This is a genomic window from Lutibacter litoralis (assembly GCF_014646675.1).
In the GTDB taxonomy this organism is placed as follows: Bacteria; Bacteroidota; Bacteroidia; order Flavobacteriales; family Flavobacteriaceae; genus Lutibacter; species Lutibacter litoralis.
This window is the reverse complement of record NZ_BMNS01000008.1, coordinates 151,620-174,556: the sequence shown is the minus strand read 5'-3', so window position 1 is coordinate 174,556 and position 22,937 is coordinate 151,620. Positions and strand designations below refer to the sequence as shown.

Annotated in this window: 14 protein-coding genes; all 14 read left to right on the top strand. The window is 30.5% G+C overall.

What is annotated here, in order from left to right; all coding sequences use genetic code 11:
• Positions 1 to 310: 310 nt before the first annotated feature.
• The 14 genes from IEW75_RS13420 to pfkA all read left to right on the top strand — a co-directional run bounded on the left by IEW75_RS13420 (position 311) and on the right by pfkA (position 22,933).
• Positions 311 to 1,336: a LacI family DNA-binding transcriptional regulator gene (locus IEW75_RS13420; protein WP_134249222.1), complete on the top strand. Its 1,026-nt coding sequence runs from the start codon at positions 311 to 313 to the stop codon at positions 1,334 to 1,336.
• A gap of 215 nt (positions 1,337 to 1,551) precedes the next feature.
• On the top strand, positions 1,552 to 2,898 hold the full coding sequence (locus IEW75_RS13415; protein WP_134249221.1) for an MFS transporter: 1,347 nt from the start codon (positions 1,552 to 1,554) through the stop codon (positions 2,896 to 2,898).
• An 8-nt stretch (positions 2,899 to 2,906) separates the two neighbouring features.
• A complete protein-coding gene (pgmB, locus tag IEW75_RS13410; RefSeq protein WP_134249220.1) occupies positions 2,907 to 3,563 on the top strand; it encodes a beta-phosphoglucomutase in 657 nt (218 codons plus the stop codon).
• A gap of 4 nt (positions 3,564 to 3,567) precedes the next feature.
• Positions 3,568 to 5,874 carry a family 65 glycosyl hydrolase domain-containing protein gene (locus IEW75_RS13405; RefSeq protein ID WP_134249219.1) on the top strand — a complete coding sequence of 769 codons (2,307 nt, stop codon included), beginning with the start codon at positions 3,568 to 3,570 and terminating at the stop codon, positions 5,872 to 5,874.
• Between the two features lie 70 nt (positions 5,875 to 5,944).
• Entirely contained in the window at positions 5,945 to 7,810 is a 1,866-nt protein-coding gene (locus IEW75_RS13400; protein WP_134249218.1) for a glycoside hydrolase family 13 protein, read from the top strand.
• Between the two features lie 3 nt (positions 7,811 to 7,813).
• The gene (locus IEW75_RS13395) at positions 7,814 to 8,782 is read left to right on the top strand and encodes an alpha/beta hydrolase (RefSeq protein ID WP_134249217.1); all 969 of its coding nucleotides are present in this window, start codon (positions 7,814 to 7,816) and stop codon (positions 8,780 to 8,782) included.
• A gap of 172 nt (positions 8,783 to 8,954) precedes the next feature.
• On the top strand, positions 8,955 to 11,342 hold the full coding sequence (locus IEW75_RS13390; RefSeq protein WP_134249216.1) for a glycoside hydrolase family 31 protein: 2,388 nt from the start codon (positions 8,955 to 8,957) through the stop codon (positions 11,340 to 11,342).
• 3 nt (positions 11,343 to 11,345) lie between these two features.
• Positions 11,346 to 13,016, top strand: a complete 1,671-nt coding sequence (locus tag IEW75_RS13385) for an alpha-amylase family glycosyl hydrolase (RefSeq protein ID WP_134249215.1) — start codon at positions 11,346 to 11,348, stop codon at positions 13,014 to 13,016.
• Positions 13,017 to 13,123: 107 nt separating this feature from the next.
• Positions 13,124 to 15,193: a glycoside hydrolase family 97 protein gene (locus IEW75_RS13380; protein WP_134249214.1), complete on the top strand. Its 2,070-nt coding sequence runs from the start codon at positions 13,124 to 13,126 to the stop codon at positions 15,191 to 15,193.
• Positions 15,194 to 15,200: 7 nt separating this feature from the next.
• Positions 15,201 to 17,078: an alpha-amylase family protein gene (locus tag IEW75_RS13375; protein ID WP_134249213.1), complete on the top strand. Its 1,878-nt coding sequence runs from the start codon at positions 15,201 to 15,203 to the stop codon at positions 17,076 to 17,078.
• A 221-nt stretch (positions 17,079 to 17,299) separates the two neighbouring features.
• Positions 17,300 to 18,097 (top strand): GLPGLI family protein, encoded by a 798-nt coding sequence (locus IEW75_RS13370; protein WP_134249212.1) that lies wholly within the window; start codon positions 17,300 to 17,302, stop codon positions 18,095 to 18,097.
• Between the two features lie 118 nt (positions 18,098 to 18,215).
• Positions 18,216 to 19,019 (top strand): GLPGLI family protein, encoded by an 804-nt coding sequence (locus tag IEW75_RS13365; RefSeq protein WP_134249211.1) that lies wholly within the window; start codon positions 18,216 to 18,218, stop codon positions 19,017 to 19,019.
• Between the two features lies 1 nt (position 19,020).
• A complete protein-coding gene (locus tag IEW75_RS13360) occupies positions 19,021 to 21,666 on the top strand; it encodes a peptidase associated/transthyretin-like domain-containing protein (protein ID WP_134249210.1) in 2,646 nt (881 codons plus the stop codon).
• A gap of 280 nt (positions 21,667 to 21,946) precedes the next feature.
• Complete coding sequence (gene pfkA / locus IEW75_RS13355; RefSeq protein ID WP_134249209.1) at positions 21,947 to 22,933, top strand: 6-phosphofructokinase; 987 nt, start codon at positions 21,947 to 21,949, stop codon at positions 22,931 to 22,933.
• Positions 22,934 to 22,937 lie beyond the last annotated feature (4 nt).

Below are 22,937 nucleotides of genomic sequence, written 5' to 3'. Positions count from 1 at the left end.
CTATTTTAAGTTAATTAATAATTAAGTTTTGTTTAAAAAATTGTACTAAAATTGATTAACATTTCACTATGTAAATTTACAAACTTAACTCTGAATGAACTACGAAAACGTTTGAAATTGGATTCACTACAACGTTTTCGTGTTGATAACTTTTTAACTCTAACGTTGGAGTGAGTTTTAAAATTTGAGACTATTTAATCTTAAATGATGGTTTTGATAACATTTAAATCATTTTTAGCGTATAAATTTGTCGCACATTTTTTAAAAAATTATATTTGTACAAAACCTCATTGTAGAAAAAACATATTTAATGAAGCAAAAAGTTACTTTAAAAATAATAGCGAAAGAATTTGACGTGTCAATTTCTACGGTTTCCAAAGCTTTAAAAAATAGTAATGAAATTAGTGAAGAGGTTCGTGAAAAAATTAAGGCGTATGCCGATTATTACAACTACAAACCAAATAGTTTAGCACTGCAGTTAAGAGCACAAAAAACATCTGTTATAGGTGTAATTATTCCAGAAATTGTACATCATTTCTTTTCAACTGTAATAGATGGAATTGAAGAGCACGCTAATAAAAGAGGATATAATGTAATGGTTTGTTTGTCAAATGAATCGTTTGAGAAAGAAGTCTCAAACATTAGTGTTTTAACCAATGGTAGTGTTGACGGTGTAATTGTTTCAATAGCTAGAGAAACTCAAAAAAAAGAAGATTATAACCATTTCGAGATGTTGTTAAAGGATGGTTTTCCTCTAGTATTGTTTGATAGAATTGTAGACTCTTTAAAATGTGATAAAGTTATTATAGACGATATAGGTGGTGGTTTTAAAGCTGCAAATCATTTGTTAGAAATTGGTTCTAAAAGAATTGCTTTATTAACAACCGAAGATTATATAACAGTCGGTGCACTTAGAAAAGTAGGTTATAGGAAAGCAATGCAAAGTGCTGGATTAGAGGTAGATGAAGATTATGTTTTTAAAATTAATGATACCAAGAATTTATATCGACAAATCGAAAAAATTTTTCATTTAGAAAAAGTACCAGATGCCATTTTAGCAGTAAATGAAATTTATGCAGCTATTGCCATGAAAATAGCTATTGAAAAAGGGTATAAAATACCAGAAGATATTGCAGTGTTGGGTTTTACAAGCGGATTAATTTCAAAGTTTACTTCACCACCTCTAACAGCTATTACGCAACACGGCTATTTAATGGGGCAGCAAGCAGCAGAGTTGCTTATTAATAGAATTGAACATACCGGACCAAAAGAATTTCAAAAAGAAGTAATTTCTACAGGAATTAAAATTCGTAAATCAACTTATATTGGAGAATAAAAAGTTGTAACCTGCTATTTACGAAAACGTTCGAGTAAGAAAAAACACTAGATTTAAGCCTAAAAACAAACATTAATTTGAATTTCTGAAAATTTAATTTATATATTTGTTAAGTAAAAGCAATTTTACAGTACTAAAAAATATTTTCACTTCACGCAAACAATCAAGGTTAATTTTAGCTTTGATAAGAATTTTAGTTATAAATTTTTATAAATATGGAAAAACGGAAACTAAGTTTCTGGGATATCTGGAACATGAGTTTTGGTTTCTTAGGAATTCAAATGGGTTTTGCTTTGCAAAATGCCAATGCAAGTAGAATATTGCAAATTTTTGGAGCAGATGTTCATGAATTGTCTTGGTTTTGGGTTGTAGCACCTTTAACCGGTTTAATAGTACAACCAATTATTGGTTATTATAGTGATAGAACTTGGACAAAACTGGGGCGTAGGCGCCCTTACTTTTTGGTAGGAGCTTTATTTGCAGCTGCAGGCTTAATTTTAATGCCAAATGCTGGAATGTTCACTCAATTTATGCCTGCATTATGGGTTGGAGCCGGGATGTTAATGATTATGGATGCTTCTTTTAATGTAGCTATGGAGCCTTTTAGAGCCTTGGTTGCTGATATTTTGCCATCAGATCAAAGAACACTTGGGTTTAGTGTGCAGACTATTTTAATTGGTATCGGAGCTGTAATTGGTTCTTGGTTACCTTATGTATTAGCAAATTGGTTTGGGGTTGCAAATGAAACTGTTACTGGTGAGGTACCATTAAACTTATTATTATCATTTATTATTGGAGCAGTTGTTTTAGTAGCAAGTATTGTAGTTACAGTATTTACAACTAAAGAATATACTCCTGAAGAAATGGAACTATTTAATAAGGTACAGGAAGAGGAAACTGTTGAAGAAGAATCTAGCTTGTTAGATATATTTTCGGATTTTAAGAAAATGCCCCTAACTATGAAACAATTAAGTTCTGTTCAATTCTTTTCTTGGTTTGGTTTATTTGGAATGTGGGTGTTTTCGACACCTGCTATTGCGCATCATATTTATGGATTAAGTTTAGATGATCACGGAACAACATATCAAAATGCTGGAGATTGGGTAGGAATTTTATTTGGAGTGTACAACGCTGTTTCTGCAGTATACGCATTCTTTTTACCTGCTATTGCTAAAAAGATTGGTAGAAAAATGACCCATGCAGTTTCATTAATTTTTGGTGGATTAGGATTAATTTCAATCTATTTTATGCCAAACGAAAATTGGCTAATCTTTTCTATGTTCGGAATCGGAATTGCTTGGGCAAGTATTTTAGCAATGCCATATGCAATTTTAGCAGGCTCAATTCCGACTAAAAAAATGGGAGTTTATATGGGGATCTTTAACTTTTTTATTGTTTTACCTCAAATATTAAATGCAGTTATTGGTGGACCAATGGTAAAATATTTATATGGTGGAAATCCAATTTATGCACTTGTAGTTAGTGGTGTTTCATTATTAATTGCAGCAGCACTAGTAATAAAAGTTAAAGATGTAGATGATACAGTAACTGTTGAAATTTAAATTTTAAAATGAAAAAAGAAAAAGCATTTATATTCGATTTAGATGGCGTAATTGTAGATACTGCAAAGTATCACTTTTTAGCCTGGAGAAATTTAGCAAACTCTTTGGGGTTTGAATTTACTGAAGCTCATAACGAATTATTAAAAGGAGTGAGTAGGGTAGAATCTTTAGAGATTTTATTGAAAATAGGCAATGTAGAATTAACCGATGATGAAAAACAAACATTGTTAGTCAAAAAAAATACAGAGTATTTGCAGTATGTAAATAAAATGACTGCTGATGAAATATTACCTGGAATTAATGAACTTTTAAACTTTTTAGATCAGAATACTATAAAATATGCTTTGGGTTCAGCCAGTAAAAATGCTCCGTTGATTTTAGAAAAAGTAGGATTGTTAAATCGCTTTACGGCTATTGTTGATGGAAATGATGTTTCAAAAGCAAAGCCAGATCCAGAAGTATTTTTAATTGGTGCTCAAAAATTAAATACAAAACCCGAAGACTGTATAGTTGTTGAAGATGCCATTGCAGGTGTTGAAGCAGCTAACGCAGCAAATATGTTAAGTATAGGAATTGGTGATGCAGAAGTTTTAAAGGAAGCAGATTATATTTTAAGTAATACAACAGGTTTTACAAAAGATTTTATACAAAAAATATTGAATTAATATTATGAACAAGAACTATATTATACCAAACGAGTGGTCCATTATTGAAAATGGTTTTGATGCAGAAAATGTTGAAGCTTCCGAAAGTTTGTTTAGTATTGGAAATGGATCCATGGGGCAACGTGCCAATTTTGAAGAAGATTATTCAGGAAGCACTTTTCAAGGAAGTTATATTGGAGGTATTTATTATCCAGATAAAACAAGAGTAGGTTGGTGGAAAAATGGATATCCAGAGTATTTTGCAAAAGTTTTAAACGCACCAAATTGGATTGGAATTCATATCGCTATTAATGGGACTAAATTTGATTTAAATACCTGTAAAATTTCAAATTTTAAGCGAGAATTAAATATGAAAGAAGGCTGGTTAGGTCGTTCTTTTAATGCTCAATTAAAAACGGGTGAACAAATTGAAATAACTGCAAAACGTTTTGTTAGTATCGATTTTAACGAAACAGGCGCGATTGAATACCATATAAAAGCACTAAATTTTTCTGGAGAAATAACCTACGCACCTTATATTGATGCAGGTATTGAAAATGAAGATTCCAATTATGATGAATTCTTTTGGGAGATTTTAGAAATAGTTGAAGGAGAAAATAGTGGCTGTATTTTATCAAAAACATTAAAAACTGAGTTTCACGTAAGTACTGCTATGCAAATTGCTTTAGCCTTAAATAATGAAGAAATTTCAGTGGGTCAAGAAACTAAAGTTGAAGCTAAAAAACTTACTTATATATATAAAATAAATGTAAAAGAAGGTGATATCGCTACAATTTACAAATTTGGTAGTTATGTTAGTTCATTAAATTATAAAAATTCAGCTTTAAATGAAGCTTCACTATCAAATGTGCAGAATGCAACCGAATTAGGTTTTCAAGAACTTTTAAACACACAGATCAGAGCTTGGGCTAATATTTGGAAAACCGCAGATATTGTAATTGAAGGAGATGTTAAAGCACAACAAGGAATTCGATTTAATATTTTTCAATTAAACCAAACATATTTGGGTACTGATGCACGATTAAATATTGGACCGAAAGGATTTACAGGTGAAAAATATGGTGGAAGTACTTACTGGGATACCGAAGCGTATTGTATTCCTTTTTACATGGCAACAAAAGATGATAAGGTTGCTAAAAACTTATTATTATACCGTTATAATCAATTAGATAAGGCTATTGAAAATGCCGAAAAGTTAGGCTTTAAAAATGGCGCAGCATTGTATCCAATGGTAACAATGAACGGTGAAGAATGTCATAATGAATGGGAAATTACTTTTGAAGAAATTCATAGAAATGGTGCCATGGTGTATGGAATTTATAACTATGTAAACTACACACAAGACTTCGAATACATTCCAAAAAATGGGTTGGAAGTTATGATTGCAATTGCTCGTTTTTGGCATCAAAGAGCTAATTTTTCTGAAGCTAAAAATAAATACGTAATATTAGGAGTTACAGGTCCAAATGAATACGAAAACAACATCAATAATAATTTTTACACAAATTATTTAGCAAAATGGTGTATCGAATATACAGTTGATTGTTTAAATAGAGTAAAAAAAGAATATACCAACGATTTTGATCGTGTTATTTCAAAAACAAACTTAACTGCACAAGAAACTTCCGAATGGTTAAAGGTTGCAGATAACATGTATTTTCCTTTTGATGAAGAAAAGCAACTATTTTTGCAACAAGATGGATTTTTAGATAAAGAAATTATTCCTGTTAACGAGTTACCAAAATCTGAAAGACCAATCAATCAAAAATGGTCTTGGGATAGAATATTGCGTTCTTGTTATATAAAACAAGCCGATGTTTTACAATGTTTTTACTTTTTCGAAAATAAATTTAGCACAAAAGAATTAGAAAATCATTTTGACTTTTATGAACCAATTACAGTTCATGAATCATCGCTTTCACCTTGTGTACACGCTATTTTAGCAGCATCAATAGATAGAATGCCAAAAGCGTATGAGCAATATTTACGTACAGCGCGTTTAGATTTAGACGACTATAATCACGAAGTACATGAAGGTTGTCATATTACTAGTATGGCAGGAACTTGGATGTCTGTTGTACAGGGTTTTGGAGGAATGCGTGTTTGGGAAGATGGTATGTTATCCTTCAACCCTCAAATACCAGCAGAATGGAAATCGTACTCTTTTACCATTAATTTTAGAGGAAATATTATTAAAGTTTACAAAAGTCAAACAGAATGTAAATTCTTTAATGAATCTAGAAATGAGGTAAAAATGATGGTTGCTAATAATGAGGTTTTAATCCCTTCAAATGAATTCGTTATAATTTAAATCATGTAGCATTTTAAGGGTCATTTAGAGAGGTCGAAATGATATTTTAAATTACAAATAAATAAAAAAAATGAAAATTAACTACTTGCTTTTACTATTGTTATCTGTTAGTTTAACTTCTTATGCTCAAAAAGTGAAGAAAATAGAACCGCCAAATTGGTGGGTTGGAATGAATCATAACCAAGTTGAAATATTAGTTTATGGTCATGAAATTGCAACCTTTACACCTTCAATTAATAATGAGTTTATTAAATTGAAAGAAATAAAGAAAACAGATAACAAAAATTATGTTTTTTTAACAGTTGACGTTTCAAAAGCACCTGTTGGTCTCTTCAAAATAGATTTTAAGAAAAAAGGAAGACGCAATAATTTTAGTGTTGATTACGAATTAAAAGAGCGAGAGAAAGATTCAAAACTTCGTAAAGGATTTGATAGTTCAGATGCTATTTATTTAATAACACCAGATCGTTTTGCAAATGCAGATCCTTCAAATGATATTGTAAAAGGGATGCGTGAAACTAAAATTAATAGAAAGCACGATTATGCACGTCACGGTGGTGATATAAAAGGAATCACAAATCATTTAGATTATATTTCCGATATGGGTTTTACGGCAATTTGGTCAACACCTGTACTAGAAAATGATATGAAAGAAAGTTCGTATCACGGTTATGCAATTACCGATTTATACCAACCAGACCCACGTTTTGGAACTATGGAAGAGTATATTGAATTGGCTGCAAAAGCGAAGGAGAAAGGAATAAAAATGGTGATGGATCAAGTGGCAAATCATATAGGTATTGAACATTGGTGGATGGAAGATTTACCTTCAAAAGAATGGATTAATTATCAAGAAGAATTTTTGAAAGGAAATTTACGCGTTACAAATCATCGTAGAACTGTAAATCAAGATAGTTATGCTTCAAAAAAAGATAGTGATTTAATGAACGAAGGTTGGTTTGTTGATGCAATGCCAGATTTAAATCAGAAAAACCCATTGGTTGCTAATTACTTAATTCAAAATAGTATTTGGTGGGTTGAAACATTGGATTTAGGAGGGATTCGCCAAGATACATATCCATATCCAGACAAAGATTTTATGAGTAATTGGGCAGGTGCAATAATGGATGAATATCCGAACTTTAGTATTGTAGGTGAGGAGTGGAGTTTAAATCCACTATTAGTTGGTTATTGGCAAAAAGGACAAAATAACAAAGATGGTTATAAGTCAAATTTAACTTCAACAATGGATTTTCCAATGCAACAAAACATTGTAGATGCTTTAAATGAAGATGAAAGCTGGGATAAAGGTTTGGTAAAAATGTACGAAGGTTTAGCAAACGATTTTTCGTATGCAAATCCGAGTAAAATTATGATTTTTCCAGACAACCATGATATGAGCCGTATTTTTACACAATTAAACGAAGATATTGTAAATACTAAAATGGCACTGGGTTATTTACTAGCATTACCAAGAATTTCTCAAATATATTATGGAACAGAAATATTAATGAATGATTCGGCAAAACCAGACGATCACGGTCTAATTAGAACCGATTTTCCTGGAGGATGGAAAGGTGATAAAGTGAATGCTTTTACAGGTAAAGGACTTACAAAAGATCAAATAGAGATGCAGTCTTTTATGAAAAAAGTATTGAATTATCGTAAAAATAGTAAAGCAATTCATTCTGGTAAAACAATTCATTTTGCGCCGGATAATGGAGTTTATGTATTGTTCAGATTGTTAGAAAATGAAGTTGTAACCGTAATTTTGAATAAAAATGAAAAGTCTATATATTTAGATTTAACTCGATTTGAAGAAATTGGATTGCAAGGTAAAACGGTTAAAAATATAATTTCAGAAAACGAGTTTATCTGGTCAAAATCATTAAAATTAAATTCAAAAGGAATTACTATTTTAACTACAAAACTATAAGTTATGAAAGTTTTAAAATTTCTTTTTTTAGTTGTACTATTTTTAGGATTTTCCTCTTGTAAAGAAAATCAACATTCTAAAAAGAATGAAGTTAAGATTGAGTTTTTAAATTATACAGGAGCATTAAGTTTTGGGACAATTAAAAGAATTGATAGTTTTCCATCCAAATACGTAAGACCAAGAACAGTAGATGTTTGGCTCCCGAATAATTATTCTGAAAATAAAAAATTTGCAGTTTTATATATGCACGACGGTCAAATGTTATTTGATGCTGAAGCTACTTGGAATAAACAAGAATGGAAAGTAGATGAAATAATTGGAGGTTTAATTTCTGAAGGAAAAATTAAAAATACAATTGTGGTTGCAATATGGAATCATGCGGATATTAGACATCAAAATTATTATCCTCAAAAACCTTTTGAAACACTGCCTGAAAAGTTTAGAGATTCAATTGCAGAGGTTAGTAAGAAACAATATGGAAGCGATTTTAAATCGCCAAATTCAGATAACTATTTAAAGTTTATAGTAGAAGAAGTGAAACCATTTATTGATACCAATTTTCCTGTACACACCAATGCTGAAAACACATTTATTTCGGGATCAAGTATGGGGGGATTAATTTCAATGTACGCATTATGTGAGTATCCAACTATTTTTGGTGGTGCAGCTTGTTTGTCAACACATTGGCCTGGTATTATGCCGTTTAAAGAAAACCCCATGCCAGAATCATTTTTTAAGTATTTAGAGCAGAACTTACCATCTTCAAATACACATAAAATATATTTCGATTACGGTACAGCAACATTAGATAAGTTCTATTTACCTTATCAGCATAGAGTAGATGAGGTATTAAAATTAAAAGATTTTGATGAAACAAATTCACGAAATTCAAAATTTGAAGGTCACGATCATTCAGAAAATTCTTGGAATCAACGTTTTCAAATTCCTGTGGAATTTTTATTGAAAAAATAACAGTAATCCGTAAACCTGAAATTGTTTCAGGTTCTTATATAAATAGAGAATGGCAACCTGTGAAAGCAGGTATCCAAATATCTAAGAGGTAAGCACTAAAGTGAGTATTATATGGATTCCTGCCTTCGCAGGAATGACATTGATAAATTAAATTATAAAAGAGTAAATTTTAATGAAAATACTAAAATTATTTATTTTCCTTTTTTCCATTTCAACAACAATTTTCTATGCTCAAAATTCAGATAGAAAATTTGAAAGTATTTCAAAATACAAAAACTATGTTGAAGTAAAAACAAACGATGGCGTTTATAAATTTCAATCATATGGCAATAAAATTATAGAAACTTCTTTTATTCCAACAGGACAAATATTTAATTCAAATTCGCACGCAGTTGTTTTAAAACCTAAGGTGGTTGAAATGAATATTATTGAAACGGATGATTTAACTGAAATTAAGATGTTGGATTTTTTAGTAAAAATTGCGCATTCACCGTTTCAAATATTCTATTATTATAAAGGAAATTTACTGACATCAGAAAAAAATGGTTATTCAAAAAACGATGAATATGAAGTGCTAGATTTCAATTTAACGAATGATGAAATTTTAATGGGTGGTGGTGCAAGGGTTCTTGGAATGAATCGCAGAGGTAACCGTTTACAATTGTATAATAGAGCACATTATGGTTACGAAACCCATTCGGAATTAATGAATTTTAGCATTCCTTTGGTGTATTCTTCAAAAATGTACGCCATTCATTTCGATAATGCGCCAATTGGTTATTTAGATTTAGATAGTAAAACAGATAATACACTTGCTTATGAAACTATTTCAGGAAGAAAAACTTATCAAATAATTGCGGGTGACGATTGGAAAGAACTTATTGAAAATTATGTGAAATTAACAGGTTTTCAGCCTTTAATTCCACGTTGGGCATTGGGTAACTTTTCAAGTAGATTTGGCTACCATTCTCAAAAAGAAATCATTGAAACTATCGATACGTTTATAGAGGAAGAAATTCCAGTTGATGCAGTAATTTTAGATTTATATTGGTTTGGTAAAGAAATGAAAGGGACTATGGGGAATTTTGAATTTGAAAAAGATTCGTTTCCAAATCCGAAAAGAATGATTTCCGATTTAAAAGAAAAAGGTGTTAATACTATTTTAATAACCGAACCTTTTGTACTAACTACTTCAAAAAATTGGAACAATGCTGTTGAAAAAGATATTTTAGGAAAAACCAAGGAAGGAAAACCTTATACCTACGATTTCTACTTTGGAAATACGGGCCTTATTGATATTTTTAAACCAGAAGGAAATAAGTGGTTTTGGGATATTTATAAAGATTTAAAAAGTTATGGAGTTGCTGGTTGGTGGGGAGATTTAGGAGAACCTGAAGTACATCCTTCGGATTTATTGCATTATACCGGAACAGCAGACGAAGTGCACAATATCTATGGCCACAACTGGGCAAAATTAATTGCAAAAGGTTACGAAAAAGAGTTCTCAAATGAGCGTCCGTTTATTTTAATGCGCGCAGGATATTCTGGTTCTCAACATTACGGAATGATTCCTTGGTCTGGAGATGTTAACCGAACTTGGGGCGGATTAAAACCACAAATGGAAATTTCGTTGCAAATGGGAATGCAGGGAATGGCATTTATGCATTCAGATTTAGGCGGTTTTGCAGGTGCAAATTTAGATGATGAATTGTACACACGTTGGTTACAATATGGTGTTTTTCAACCAATTTATCGTCCGCATGCGCAAGAAGATGTACCTTCTGAACCTATTTTTAGAGATGAAAAAACGAAAGAATTAGCTAAAAAATCGATTGAGTTACGTTATAGGTTATTACCTTACAATTACAATTTAGCTTTTGAAAACAATCAAAAAGGAACTCCTTTAATGCGACCTTTATTTTTTGAAGAAGGAAATGAAAGTTTAATGGAAGTTGATAAAACGTATTTATGGGGAGATTCATTTTTAGTAAGCCCAGTGACTTCGGCAGGTATTAAAGAACAAAAAGTTGTATTTCCAAAAGGTTCTAATTGGTATAATTTTTATACTAATGAAAAGGTTGAAGGCGGACAAATTAAAACAGTTCACTTAAATAAAGAAAGTATTCCAACCTATGTTCGTGGAGGTGCTTTTATTCCTTTGATTGAATCAATTCAAAACACTTCAAGCTATAATTTAAACACGTTCGATTTACACTTTTATTATGATGAAACTGTAACAGAAAGTGAATACAAATTATACAATGATGATGGTGAAACAAAAGATGCATTTGAAAAAGAAATGTTTGAGATTTTAGAGTTTGAAGCTGAACAAGAAAAACGTTGGTTTGAAATTGATTTTGAAGCTGAAATAGGAAGTGAATTTAAATCTTCAACAAAACAAATTAATTTAATAATTCATAATGTTTCTAAATTTCCCAAAAAAGTAAAAATTGGAAATAAGAGCCTACAAAATGGAGGCTATAGCTCAAAAAATAAAACCTTAATAATTCCAGTTAATTGGAACAATTCAAAGGATATAGAAATAAAAATAAAATTTTAAAGAATGAAAAAGTATTGTTTCCTTTTACTTGTATTAATTGCACTTTTTAGTTGTCAAGAAAAAAAGACTGAATCAGCTATAGAAACAACAAGTCAAGAAGTCCCTTTCGTGTGGGAAGGTGTAAATATGTATTTTTTATTAACAGATAGATTCAATAATGGAGATACTTCGAACGATGTAAACTTCGGAAGAACTAAAGAAACGGGAGTTTTACGAGGTTTTGAAGGAGGAGATATAAAAGGAATTACTCAAAAAATTGAAGAAGGTTATTTTACCGATTTGGGAATCAATGCTATTTGGTTTTCACCAATTGTTGAGCAAATTCACGGAGCAACAGATGAAGGCACGGGTGTTAGTTATGGCTATCACGCTTATTGGGCAAAAGATTGGACTGCTTTAGACCCAAATTTTGGGACTGTGGATGATTTGAGAATTTTAGTTGAAACTGCTCATAAAAATGGAATTAGAATAGTATTGGATGGGGTAATTAACCATACTGGACCAGTTACCGAAAAAGATCCTGTTTGGGATAATGATTGGGTTAGAACTGAACCACAGTGTAACTATTCTAACTTTGATAATACTGTTAATTGCACCTTAGTTGAAAACTTACCAGATATTTTAACCAATAGTACTAAGGAGGTTGATTTGCCAAAACCTTTGGTTGAAAAATGGAAAGCTGAAGGCAGATACGAGCAAGAATTAAAAGAATTGAACGATTTTTTTAAAGAAACAGGCTATCCAAAACTGCCTAAATATTACATTATAAAGTGGTTAACTGATTATGTTAGAGAATTTGGGGTTGATGGTTACAGGGCTGATACAGTGAAACATACCGATGAATTGGTTTGGGAAAATTTTAAAACAGAATGTGATAGAGCATTTGCAGTATGGAAAGAAAACAATCCTGATGAAGTTTTAGATGATAACGAATTTTATATTGTTGGTGAAGTTTATAACTACGGAATTTCTGGTGGAAAATATTTCGATTTTGGCGATAAAAAAGTGAATTATTTTGATAATATGTTTACGAGCCAAATCAATTTTGAATTTAAGTGGAATGCCGCTCAAATGAACAGTTATGAAGAATTATTCTCAAGATATGATAGTATTCTACAAAAGGATTTAAAAGAGTACGGAGTTTTAAACTATTTAACTTCGCACGATGATGGACAGCCTTTTGATAAAGAACGTACAAAAACTTTTGAAGCTGGAACAAAATTATTATTAGCTCCAGGTGGTGCGCAAATATATTATGGAGATGAATCGGCACGAGATTTAACTATTGAAGGTACTGTTGGAGATGCAACGCTACGTTCAAATATGAATTGGGATGCTATTGATACTAATAACGAAACTAAAAAGCTATTAGGACATTATCAAAAATTAGGAAAATTTAGAAAAAATCATCCTGCTGTTGGAGCAGGAATTCATAAAATGATATCAGAATCGCCTTATGTTTTTCAAAGAACATATTCACAAGATAATTTTAAAGATGCAGTAGTTATTGGATTGGATTTAAAAGAAGGAGAGAAAGAGTTGATTGTGGGCGAATTATTTTCTGAAGGAACTATTTTAAAAGACGCATATTCTGGAAAAGAAGTTACAGTAAAAAACGGAGAGATTTTAATTGATACTCCTTTTAACATTGTCTTGCTAGAAGAAAATAAATAAACATTATAAGGAGTCCTAATCATTAGGCTAACCCGATGCTTCGACTCCGCTCAGCAACCAGTTCAGTATGACCAATAAATGAAATGATTTATATAAAAAATATTCAAATGAAATTTATAAAATTTAATATCCTATTAGTAAGTATCGCTTTCTTTTCCTGTTTACCAAAAGAAGAAATTACAACTACTTCACCCAATAAAAATATAAAAGTAGATGTAGTTTTATCTGAAAAAGGAGAACCAACCTATAAAATCACCTATAAAAATAACGAAGTTATAAAAACTTCAAAACTTGGTTTTGATTTTGAAAATATTGGTTCACTAACAACTAATTTTGAAATTATAAAGACAACAAATTCAAGTTTTAATGAAACTTGGCAAATGCCTTGGGGAGAACAATTAGATGTTGTTAATAATTATAATGAATTAAAAGTTGAGCTTCAAGAAATTGCAGCATTAAAAAGAAAATTGAATATCGTTTTTAGAGTTTTTAATGATGGTGTTGGTTTTAGATATAACTTTCCAGAACAAGAAAATATTTCAGAAGTTTTAATTACGGAAGAACATACGGAATTCAATTTAACGGGAAACCATAAAGTTTGGTGGATTCCAGGCGATTGGGATATTTATGAACATTTATACAACACCACAAAATTATCGGAAATAGATGCATTACAATTTGCCGGTCACGAGAATTTAGCCCAAACTTCAATACCAAATAATGCGGTAAATACTCCAGTAACTATGAAAACTGAAAGCGGATTGCATATAAGTTTTCACGAGGCTAGCTTGGTAGATTATGCGGGAATGACGTTAAAAGTAGATACTGTAAATTACGCTATGCAAAGTGTATTGGTAGGTTCAGATAATACTTCATACAAAGTAAAAAAGACAATACCATTTAATACGCCTTGGAGAACTATTCAAATTGCTGAAAATGCTGGAGATTTAATAGCATCTAACTTAATTGTAAACTTAAACGAGCCAAATAAATTAGGAGATATCTCATGGTTTAAACCTACAAAATATACTGGAATCTGGTGGGAAATGCACTTAGGAAAATCGTCATGGGATATGGCTTCAGGAAATCACGGAGCAACTACAGAAAATGCGAAAGCATTTATAGATTTTTCAGCAAAAAATAATATTGGAGCTGTGTTGGTTGAAGGTTGGAATACTGGTTGGGAGCATTGGATTGGTTTTGAGGATAGAGAAGGAGTTTTCGATTTTGTAACCCCTTATCCAGACTATGATTTAGACGAAGTTGTGCGTTATGGAAAAGAAAAAGGTGTAGAAATTATTATGCACCACGAAACTTCAGCAGCAACCGAAACTTATGAAAAACAACAAGATACTGCGTATGCATTAATGCAACGTTTAGGAATTCATACTGTTAAAACGGGTTATGTTGGTAAAATTTTACCAAAAGGGGAATATCATCACGGGCAATATATGGTAAACCAATATAATAATGCGATTATAAAAGCTGCAAAGTATCAGGTGGCAATTAATGCGCACGAACCAATAAAAGCAACGGGATTGCGCAGAACCTATCCAAATACCATTTCTAGAGAAGGTTTGCGCGGACAAGAATTTAATGCTTGGTCCAGCGACGGTGGAAATCCACCAGAACATTTATCAATTGTTGCGTTTACCAGAATGTTAGCAGGACCAATTGATTATACACCAGGAATTTTTGATATTAAATTCGATAAATGGAAAAAAGATAATCAAGTAAATACAACCATTGCACAGCAATTAGCGCTCTATGTGGTTATTTACAGTCCTGTTCAAATGGCAGCGGATTTAATTGAAAATTATGAAGGAAATCCAGCATTACAATTTATAAATGACGTGGGTGTAGATTGGCAAGAAACAAAGGTCTTAAATGGTGAAATTGGAGATTTTATAACCATTGCACGTAAGGAAAGAAATTCAGAAAATTGGTTTGTTGGCGGAATAACTGATGAAAATGCCAGAACTATGAAAATAGATTTTAGCTTTTTAGACGCAGAAACTATTTATGAAGCAATAATTTATGAAGATGGAAGTGATGCGCATTGGGATAAAAATCCAACAAGTTTGTCAATAAGAAAATTAGAAATATCAAATAAATCAAATGAAATTTTACAACTTGCAGAAGGTGGAGGATTTGCGATAAGTTTGATTAAAAAATAAATAAAAAATGAAAAAAACGGTTATAGGTGTTTTTGCAAGTCTAATTGTTATTTTTACGGCTTGTAATGAAGAAAAAAAAGAATCGAAAACGATTATGAACGAAAATAAAGCACATAAGGATGTTGTTTATCAGGTTTTTACACGTTTGTTTGGAAATACAAATACAACTAACAAACCTTGGGGGACAATTGAAGAAAATGGCGTTGGAAAATTTAACGACTTTACAGACAAAGCACTTGAAGAAATTAAAGATTTAGGTGTCACATATATTTGGTACACAGGGGTTCCTCACCATGATGTAATTGGAGATTATACCAAGTATGGAATTTCAAATGATGATCCTGATGTTGTAAAAGGTCGTGCCGGTTCGCCGTATGCTGTAAAAGATTATTACAATGTAAATCCTGATTTAGCGGTAAATGTTGAAAATAGACTGGAAGAATTTGAAGCGCTGGTTGAAAGAACTCATAAAAACGGAATGAAAGTTTTAATTGATATTGTTCCAAATCACGTAGCTCGCAATTATGAAGGAAAAACAAACCCAGATGGTGTAGAGGATTTTGGAGCGACAGATAATAAGAATGTTGTTTATGATGTAAATAATAATTTTTATTACAATCCAGGAGAAGCTTTTCAAGTACCAGAATGGAGAGATGGATATTTACCTTTAGGTGGAGAAAACCATCCCTTAGCTGACGGTGAATTTGATGAGAATCCTGCAAAATGGACTGGTAATGGTTCACGTGCATCACGTCCAGATGTAAATGATTGGTATGAAACTGTAAAAATTAATTACGGAGTTAGTCCGGAAGGGAAAAAAGATTTTAACGAATTACCAGAAGGTTTTGATACAAAAGATTACAAAGCTCATTTTGATTTTTGGCAAGACAAAACAGTACCAAGTTCATGGGTGAAATTTAAAGATATTGCATTGTATTGGACTAAAAAAGGTGTCGATGGTTTTAGATATGATATGGCAGAAATGGTACCTGTAGAATTTTGGAGTTATATGAATTCAGCTATTAAAATGGTAAATCCTGATGCTTTTTTATTGGCAGAAGTATATAATCCAGATATGTATAGAAGTTATATTCACAGTGGTAAAATGGATTATTTATATGATAAGGTTGCTTTATATGATACCATAAAAAACATTATGCAAGGTCACGGTTTTACAGATCATATTGCTGGAATTCAAGACTATAAAGCAGATATAGAGCATAATATGTTGCACTTTTTAGAAAACCATGACGAGCAACGAATTGCAAGTCCAGCTTTTGCTGGTTCAGCAGAAAAAGGAAAGCCAGCAATGGTTGTTTCAGCAACTATTAGCACTTCTCCTACAATGATCTATTTTGGACAAGAATTAGGAGAGCCTGGAGCAGAAAATGCAGGGTTTGGTTCACCAACCAGAACTTCAATTTTTGATTATGTCGGCGTGCCAACGCATCAACGTTGGATGAATGATGGTAAATTTGATGGTCAAAAATCTACTTCAGAAGAAAAAGATTTAAGAGATTTTTATAAGCGACTTTTAAACTTTACTATAAAAAGTAAAGCATTAATGGGAAATTATGCCGAAATTCACCACTATAATCGAGAAAATTTAGATAATTATACACGTAAAATATTTTCTTTTGTACGTTGGTCTAAAAATGAAAAACTTATAATTATATCAAATTTTGATGATTTAGTAAATTACGATCTGGATCTTCAGATTCCTTCAGAAATAATTAAAAAATGGAATTTAGAAGATGGTTCTTATGTATTAGAAGATCAATTATACAATACAACAAAAACCAATTTAATTATTGAAAACGGCATTGGTACAACTAACATTAAATTAGATACATTAAATTCATTTATTTTTAAGGTTATAGATTAGTTTTGGAATCTCTCAACCCGCCATGCTGAACTTGTTTCAGCATCTCATCATACTGATAATTACTTATTATTAGAAATTGTATTTAGACTCTGCTCAATAACTTTTGTTGAGCGGATTCTAAGTTTAGATTGACGAGGATTTTACTATTTAAAATTCATAACTTAATAGTATGTTATGGAATAATATTTGATGATTAATTTACTTTATCTAAAAAAACATCTATGAAAACTCTTTACCTACTTCTATTCACAATCTCAATCCATTTTATCGGTTTTTCACAAAGCAAATTAAAAGATGATTTCAATTACAAAATTACTTATAACCTAACCTACAAGATTGATTCTACAAGTTTAGAAAAACCAAAATCAGAAAATATGGTACTTTATATTGGTGAAAAATTTTCTAAGTTTTCAAGTAGGGCAAAATCCTTAAAGCATTCATATGTAATAAAAGGTAATAGTGGGCATACCTCTAGAGAGGCTCTAACTGATTTTCAATATGAAATACTTAAGGATAATCATACCAATAAATTGTATTATATATTGCAAATTGCATACGATAGGTTTTATTACATTCAAGAAAAAAACTTGTTTAATTGGAATATTTTAGAAGAAATAAAACAAATTAAAGGATACAAAGTTCAAAAAGCCACAACTTCGTTTGCTGGAAGAGATTACATAGCATGGTTCAGTCCTGAAATCCCAATTGCAGAAGGTCCCTACAAATTTAGTGGACTTCCTGGTCTAATTCTAGAAAATTCAGATACAGATAATGAGTATGTATTTGAGTTTATTGGACTTGAAAAAAAATCTCCTAAACTTCCATTTAAAATCAATCTGAAACAATATGTAAAAACAGAAAAAGGAGAATTGTTAGAAATTAATTATAGATACCGACGTGACCCATTATCTTATGTAAATAATCCAAATATAAGTATGGATCCAGAGATCTATAAAAAGTACATAAAAGCACGTGCGACAATGCTAAAAAAAGAAAACAATCCTTTAGAGCTAAAATAACATATACATTAAAATAAAGCAATGCAATAAGTGCATATGTTTTTAACGGATTTTATAACAAATAGAATTAGCTTATGGAACAAAATTTGATGTTATATTAACAATTAAAAAAGAAGCTATGAAAACTCATTATTTATTTTTATTCTCTTTATCAATATATTTTATTGGTTTTTCACAAAACAAATTGAAAGATGATTTCAATTACAAAATCACTTATAATTTAACTTATAAGTTAGATTCTACAAGTTTAGACAAACCAACATCAGAACTTATGATTCTCTATTTTGGTGATAACCTTTCCATATTTTCAAGTCGAGCAAAAACATTGGCGAATCCAATCGTAGTTCGAGGAAATACTGGGTATACTTCTAGGTCAGTACTAACCAAATTTCATTATGAAATTTTAAAAGATAATAGAACTAATAATTTGTATTACACATTACAAATTCCAAAAATGCAAGATCGATTTTATTATATACAAGATAAAAACTTGTTTAAGTGGAATATTTTAGAAGAAACAAAACTTATTAAAGGCTACAATGTTCAAAAAGCCACTACTTCATTTGCTGGTAGAAATTATATAGCTTGGTTCAGTCCTGAAATTCCTATCGCTGAAGGACCTTATAAATTTAATGGACTACCTGGATTAATTCTAGAAATTTCCGATACAGCTAATGATTATGTATTTGAGTTTATTGGACTCGAAAAAAAATCTCCAAAACTTGCATTTAAAATTAATCTGAAACAATATGTAAAAACTGAAAAGAAAGAATTGCTAGATCTCTGGTACAGATATCGAAGAGATCCTTTTAAATATGCTAATAATCCCAATGTAAAAAGTTCTCCAGAAATTGATAAAAAATACGTGGAATTATTCACAGAAATGTTGAAAAAAGAAAATAACCCTATCGAACTAAAATAATATGAGGGCTTCTAATACTTATATTCTTTTGTTATTTTTTCTGACTTTTTTTAAAAGCTATTCCCAATCAATAATAACTGGAATAGTAAATGATGAAAAAGGACAAGCTTTAAGTGGCGCAACTATAATTATAAGTAATAATACCAGTTCGTCTATATTGGCATATGATATTTCAAACTCACTTGGGGAGTTTGAAACCAACGTAAATGATATATCTAGTTCATTAATTTTAAAAGTCTCTTACCTAGGTTATACAACTTGGATTAAAAACATATATAATAAAAAGCAACAAATTGAGATCCATTTAGTTCCTTCAACGGAAAATTTAAAAGAAGTATTTGTAGAAGCTAAAATTATTCAACAACACGGAGATACAATAAGTTTTTCAGTAGCTGCTTTTAAAGATCAAAAAGATCGTGTAATTGCTGATGTGATAAAAAAAATGCCTGGTATAGAAATTATGCCTAGTGGAGTAATATTATATCAAGGAAAACCTATTCAGAAATATTATATAGAAGGTTTGGATTTAATGGAAGGACGTTATAATTTGGCTAACGAAAATATTTCTGCAGATGATGTGTCTAAAGTACAAATATTGGAAAACCACCAACCAATAAAAATTCTTGATAGCTTGGTTTTTTCAGAGCGATCTTCCCTAAATATTAAATTGAAAAAAAAACTAACAATTAGTGGAAATGCAGAGCTTGGAGTTGGATTTTCACCGCTACTTTGGAAGGCTAAATTTACGCCAATGTTGTTTTCTAAAAAGCGCCAAGCCATAGTTACCTATCAGAGTAATGATACAGGTACAGATATTTCACGTCAAATTCATAATTTTTCAAGTGAAAACTCAGACAATAATGCCAGTATTGAAAAAACAAATTGGTTAGGTCTTACCCGACTTTCTAAACCACCATTTCTTCAAGAACTTTGGTTAGATAATAATGTACATTTAGCTTCTGTAAATGCCTTACAACAAATTAAAAAGGATGTTATTCTAAAACTAAATGTTTCTTATTTAAATGATTTTCAAAAGCAAAGTGGAAGTTCTAATACCCGTTTTTTTACACCTACCGATACCATTAATTTGTTAGAAAATAATCAGAATAAGCTATTTACTAGCAACCTTCAAAGTAAATTAATAGTTGAAAAGAATACTAAAAATAATTATATTAAAAATAATTTTGAAGTTAACAAATATTGGGATTCTCAAAAAGGTGTAACACAACTAACAGATGCGAGTTTAGAACAAAATTTAAGCAATCCGTTTATAGCGGTTCGTAATAAATTACAACTAATTACAACTCTTGGTAAGCAACTTGTAGATTTTCAATCTAATATTGGCTACACAAATACCAATCAAGATTTAGAAGTGATACCAGGGCAATTTTTAAATCTATTAAATAATGGAAAGCCATATCCAAAAATTAATCAATTATTAGAATCTATTCGTTTATTTGCCGATAATTCAGCAAGTTTAACAAAGGCATTAAAACAATTTACAATGGCATCAAAAATCGGGTTTTCTATTCAAAACCAACAATTAAATAGCGATTTAGTAATGTCTGAAAATCAGCAAAATATAAGTCCGGATTTTATAAATCGACTCGATTTTACAGCTTCAAAAGGTTATTTCGAGAATGTAATACAATTTAAAAGCAAGGATGAATTTTGGAAGTTGAGATTAAAAATGCCAATTTCAATGATACATCTTAAATTAGAAGATGAAAATTATTCAAATAACAGAGCTTTAAATAGATTTGTTTTTGAACCCAATTTCTATTTACAAAAGAAACTAACTGCTTTTTGGGAAACTAGTATTGCTGCTGGATTAAACTATAATTATGGTAATGTGCGACGTTTATATTCTGGTTTTGTGTTAACTAATTATAGGAATTTAAATCACTACAATGCTCCAATTTCACAACAAGTTAATCAGATATATAGTGGAACTATATCCTATAGGAATCCTATAAAACAGATTTTTATTAAAGGAGCATATTCTTTTTCTCGTACTAAAAATAACTTGCTTTATAAAAATGAAATAGATGAAAACGGTGCAGTTATTTTGGAGGCAATTGAAAGTGATAATTTTATAAATTATAATAATTACAGCTTAGGGGGTAGTAAATATTTTAAAAAAATTAAAACTACAATCAAACTAAATGCGAGATACAATCAATCAAATCAAAAACAGCTTCTTAATAACACGTACACTAATGTAGAAAATAACAATATTCAATTAAATGCAAATTTAGATGCAGAAATTTTTAGTTGGTTAAGTTCACAATATATTGGTACTATTTCAATTTATAAATCATCTTTTGATAAAATTAAATTACAACAAGTTACAACGAATAAGCAGGCTTTAAATTTATTCTTTTACTTAACCGATAATCAATATTTAAAGTGTACTAATGAATATTACAGTAATTCTCTTTCAGAAGAAAATGCTTCTAATTATTTTTTAAATTTTAGTTATCAATATACGTTTAAACAATCAAATATTGATTTAAATTTAAGTTGGAACAATGTTTTAAATACAAAAGAATTTATAAATGTTTATAGCAATGAATTTTCATATGTAGAAAGTAGTTATAAACTTAGACCTTCTCAAATAGTTACAAGTATTAAATTCACTTTTTAAATTCAATTACTTAGTCAAATCAGCATGACGGGCTTCAATACTTTTTTAGCTGTTATAATTTTACTTCAAAAAAAATAATTTTAAAACGAACATCCTATCAAATTAATTTTAATTATTTTTGCTTTAAATGTCTGAAAACAAGATTTCTAAAGTTTTCATAAAAACACATTAAAAGGGCTGATTTACAGCCGTGTATAACGAAATCGTTTTAGTGAAAATCAATTGGTTTTATAGGATAAAATCCTATTTCAAAGTACCTTTGGTAAATTAATTTTAACCTATGAATGAACCCATAAATAAGATAGCAGTTTTAACATCTGGAGGAGATGCTCCAGGGATGAATGCTGCTATACGAGCAGTTGTTAGAGCATGTACATATTACAGAGTGGATTGTATTGGTGTCTATAGAGGATATCAAGGATTGATTGAAGGAGATTTTAAAGAACTTTCTGCTAGACATGTAAGTAATATCATTAATAAAGGCGGTACTATATTAAAATCTGCCCGTTCTCAAGATTTTAGAACAGAAGAAGGTAGAGAAAAAGCATACAAAAATTTAAAAAAAGCAGGAGTTGGAGCGCTTGTAATTATTGGAGGTGACGGTACTTTTACCGGAGGCTTAAAATTTATTCAAGAGTATAATTTCCCAATTATAGGAATTCCTGGAACTATAGATAATGATATTTACGGAACTGATAGAACTATCGGTTACGATACAGCATTAAATACCGTAGTTGAAGTAATTGATAAAATTAGAGATACGGCAAGTTCACATAATAGATTATTTTTTATTGAAGTGATGGGCCGCGATGCTGGTTTTATTGCTTTAAACACAGGAATTGGAGCTGGTGCTGAAGAAATCTTAATTCCAGAAAAAGATTTAGGCTTAGATAGGCTGGTTGATTCTCTTAAAACAAGTAAAGAAAAAGGAAAAACTTCAAGTATTGTTGTTGTTTCTGAAGGAGATAAAATTGGAAAAAATGTATTTGAGTTAGGAGATCATATAAAGGAAATTTTCCCAGACTACGATATTAGAGTTTCAGTTTTAGGACATATGCAACGTGGAGGTGCGCCAAGTTGCTCGGATAGAGTTTTGGCGAGTAGATTAGGTGTTGCGGCAGTAGAGCATTTATTAGATAGATCATCTGGTGTTATGGTCGGAGTTACAAATAACCAAGTAACTACAGTTGGACTTAATAAAGCCATTAAAATGAACAACGATATTGATAAAGAATTATTAAAAGTAGCTGAAATAACTTCAGTATAAATAG

Bases quoted from the DNA above. Each gene is read 5' to 3' on its own strand.
- pgmB (WP_134249220.1), top strand. From the start codon at position 2,907: ATGAAAAAAGAAAAAGCATTTATATTCGATTTAGATGGCGTAATTGTA.
- IEW75_RS13375 (WP_134249213.1), top strand. From the start codon at position 15,201: ATGAAAAAAACGGTTATAGGTGTTTTTGCAAGTCTAATTGTTATTTTT.
- IEW75_RS13385 (WP_134249215.1), top strand. From the start codon at position 11,346: ATGAAAAAGTATTGTTTCCTTTTACTTGTATTAATTGCACTTTTTAGT.
- IEW75_RS13365 (WP_134249211.1), top strand. From the start codon at position 18,216: ATGAAAACTCATTATTTATTTTTATTCTCTTTATCAATATATTTTATT.
- IEW75_RS13395 (WP_134249217.1), top strand. From the start codon at position 7,814: ATGAAAGTTTTAAAATTTCTTTTTTTAGTTGTACTATTTTTAGGATTT.
- pfkA (WP_134249209.1), top strand. From the start codon at position 21,947: ATGAATGAACCCATAAATAAGATAGCAGTTTTAACATCTGGAGGAGAT.
- IEW75_RS13390 (WP_134249216.1), top strand. From the start codon at position 8,955: ATGAAAATACTAAAATTATTTATTTTCCTTTTTTCCATTTCAACAACA.
- IEW75_RS13360 (WP_134249210.1), top strand. From the start codon at position 19,021: ATGAGGGCTTCTAATACTTATATTCTTTTGTTATTTTTTCTGACTTTT.
- IEW75_RS13400 (WP_134249218.1), top strand. From the start codon at position 5,945: ATGAAAATTAACTACTTGCTTTTACTATTGTTATCTGTTAGTTTAACT.
- IEW75_RS13405 (WP_134249219.1), top strand. From the start codon at position 3,568: ATGAACAAGAACTATATTATACCAAACGAGTGGTCCATTATTGAAAAT.
- IEW75_RS13380 (WP_134249214.1), top strand. From the start codon at position 13,124: ATGAAATTTATAAAATTTAATATCCTATTAGTAAGTATCGCTTTCTTT.
- IEW75_RS13415 (WP_134249221.1), top strand. From the start codon at position 1,552: ATGGAAAAACGGAAACTAAGTTTCTGGGATATCTGGAACATGAGTTTT.
- IEW75_RS13370 (WP_134249212.1), top strand. From the start codon at position 17,300: ATGAAAACTCTTTACCTACTTCTATTCACAATCTCAATCCATTTTATC.
- IEW75_RS13420 (WP_134249222.1), top strand. From the start codon at position 311: ATGAAGCAAAAAGTTACTTTAAAAATAATAGCGAAAGAATTTGACGTG.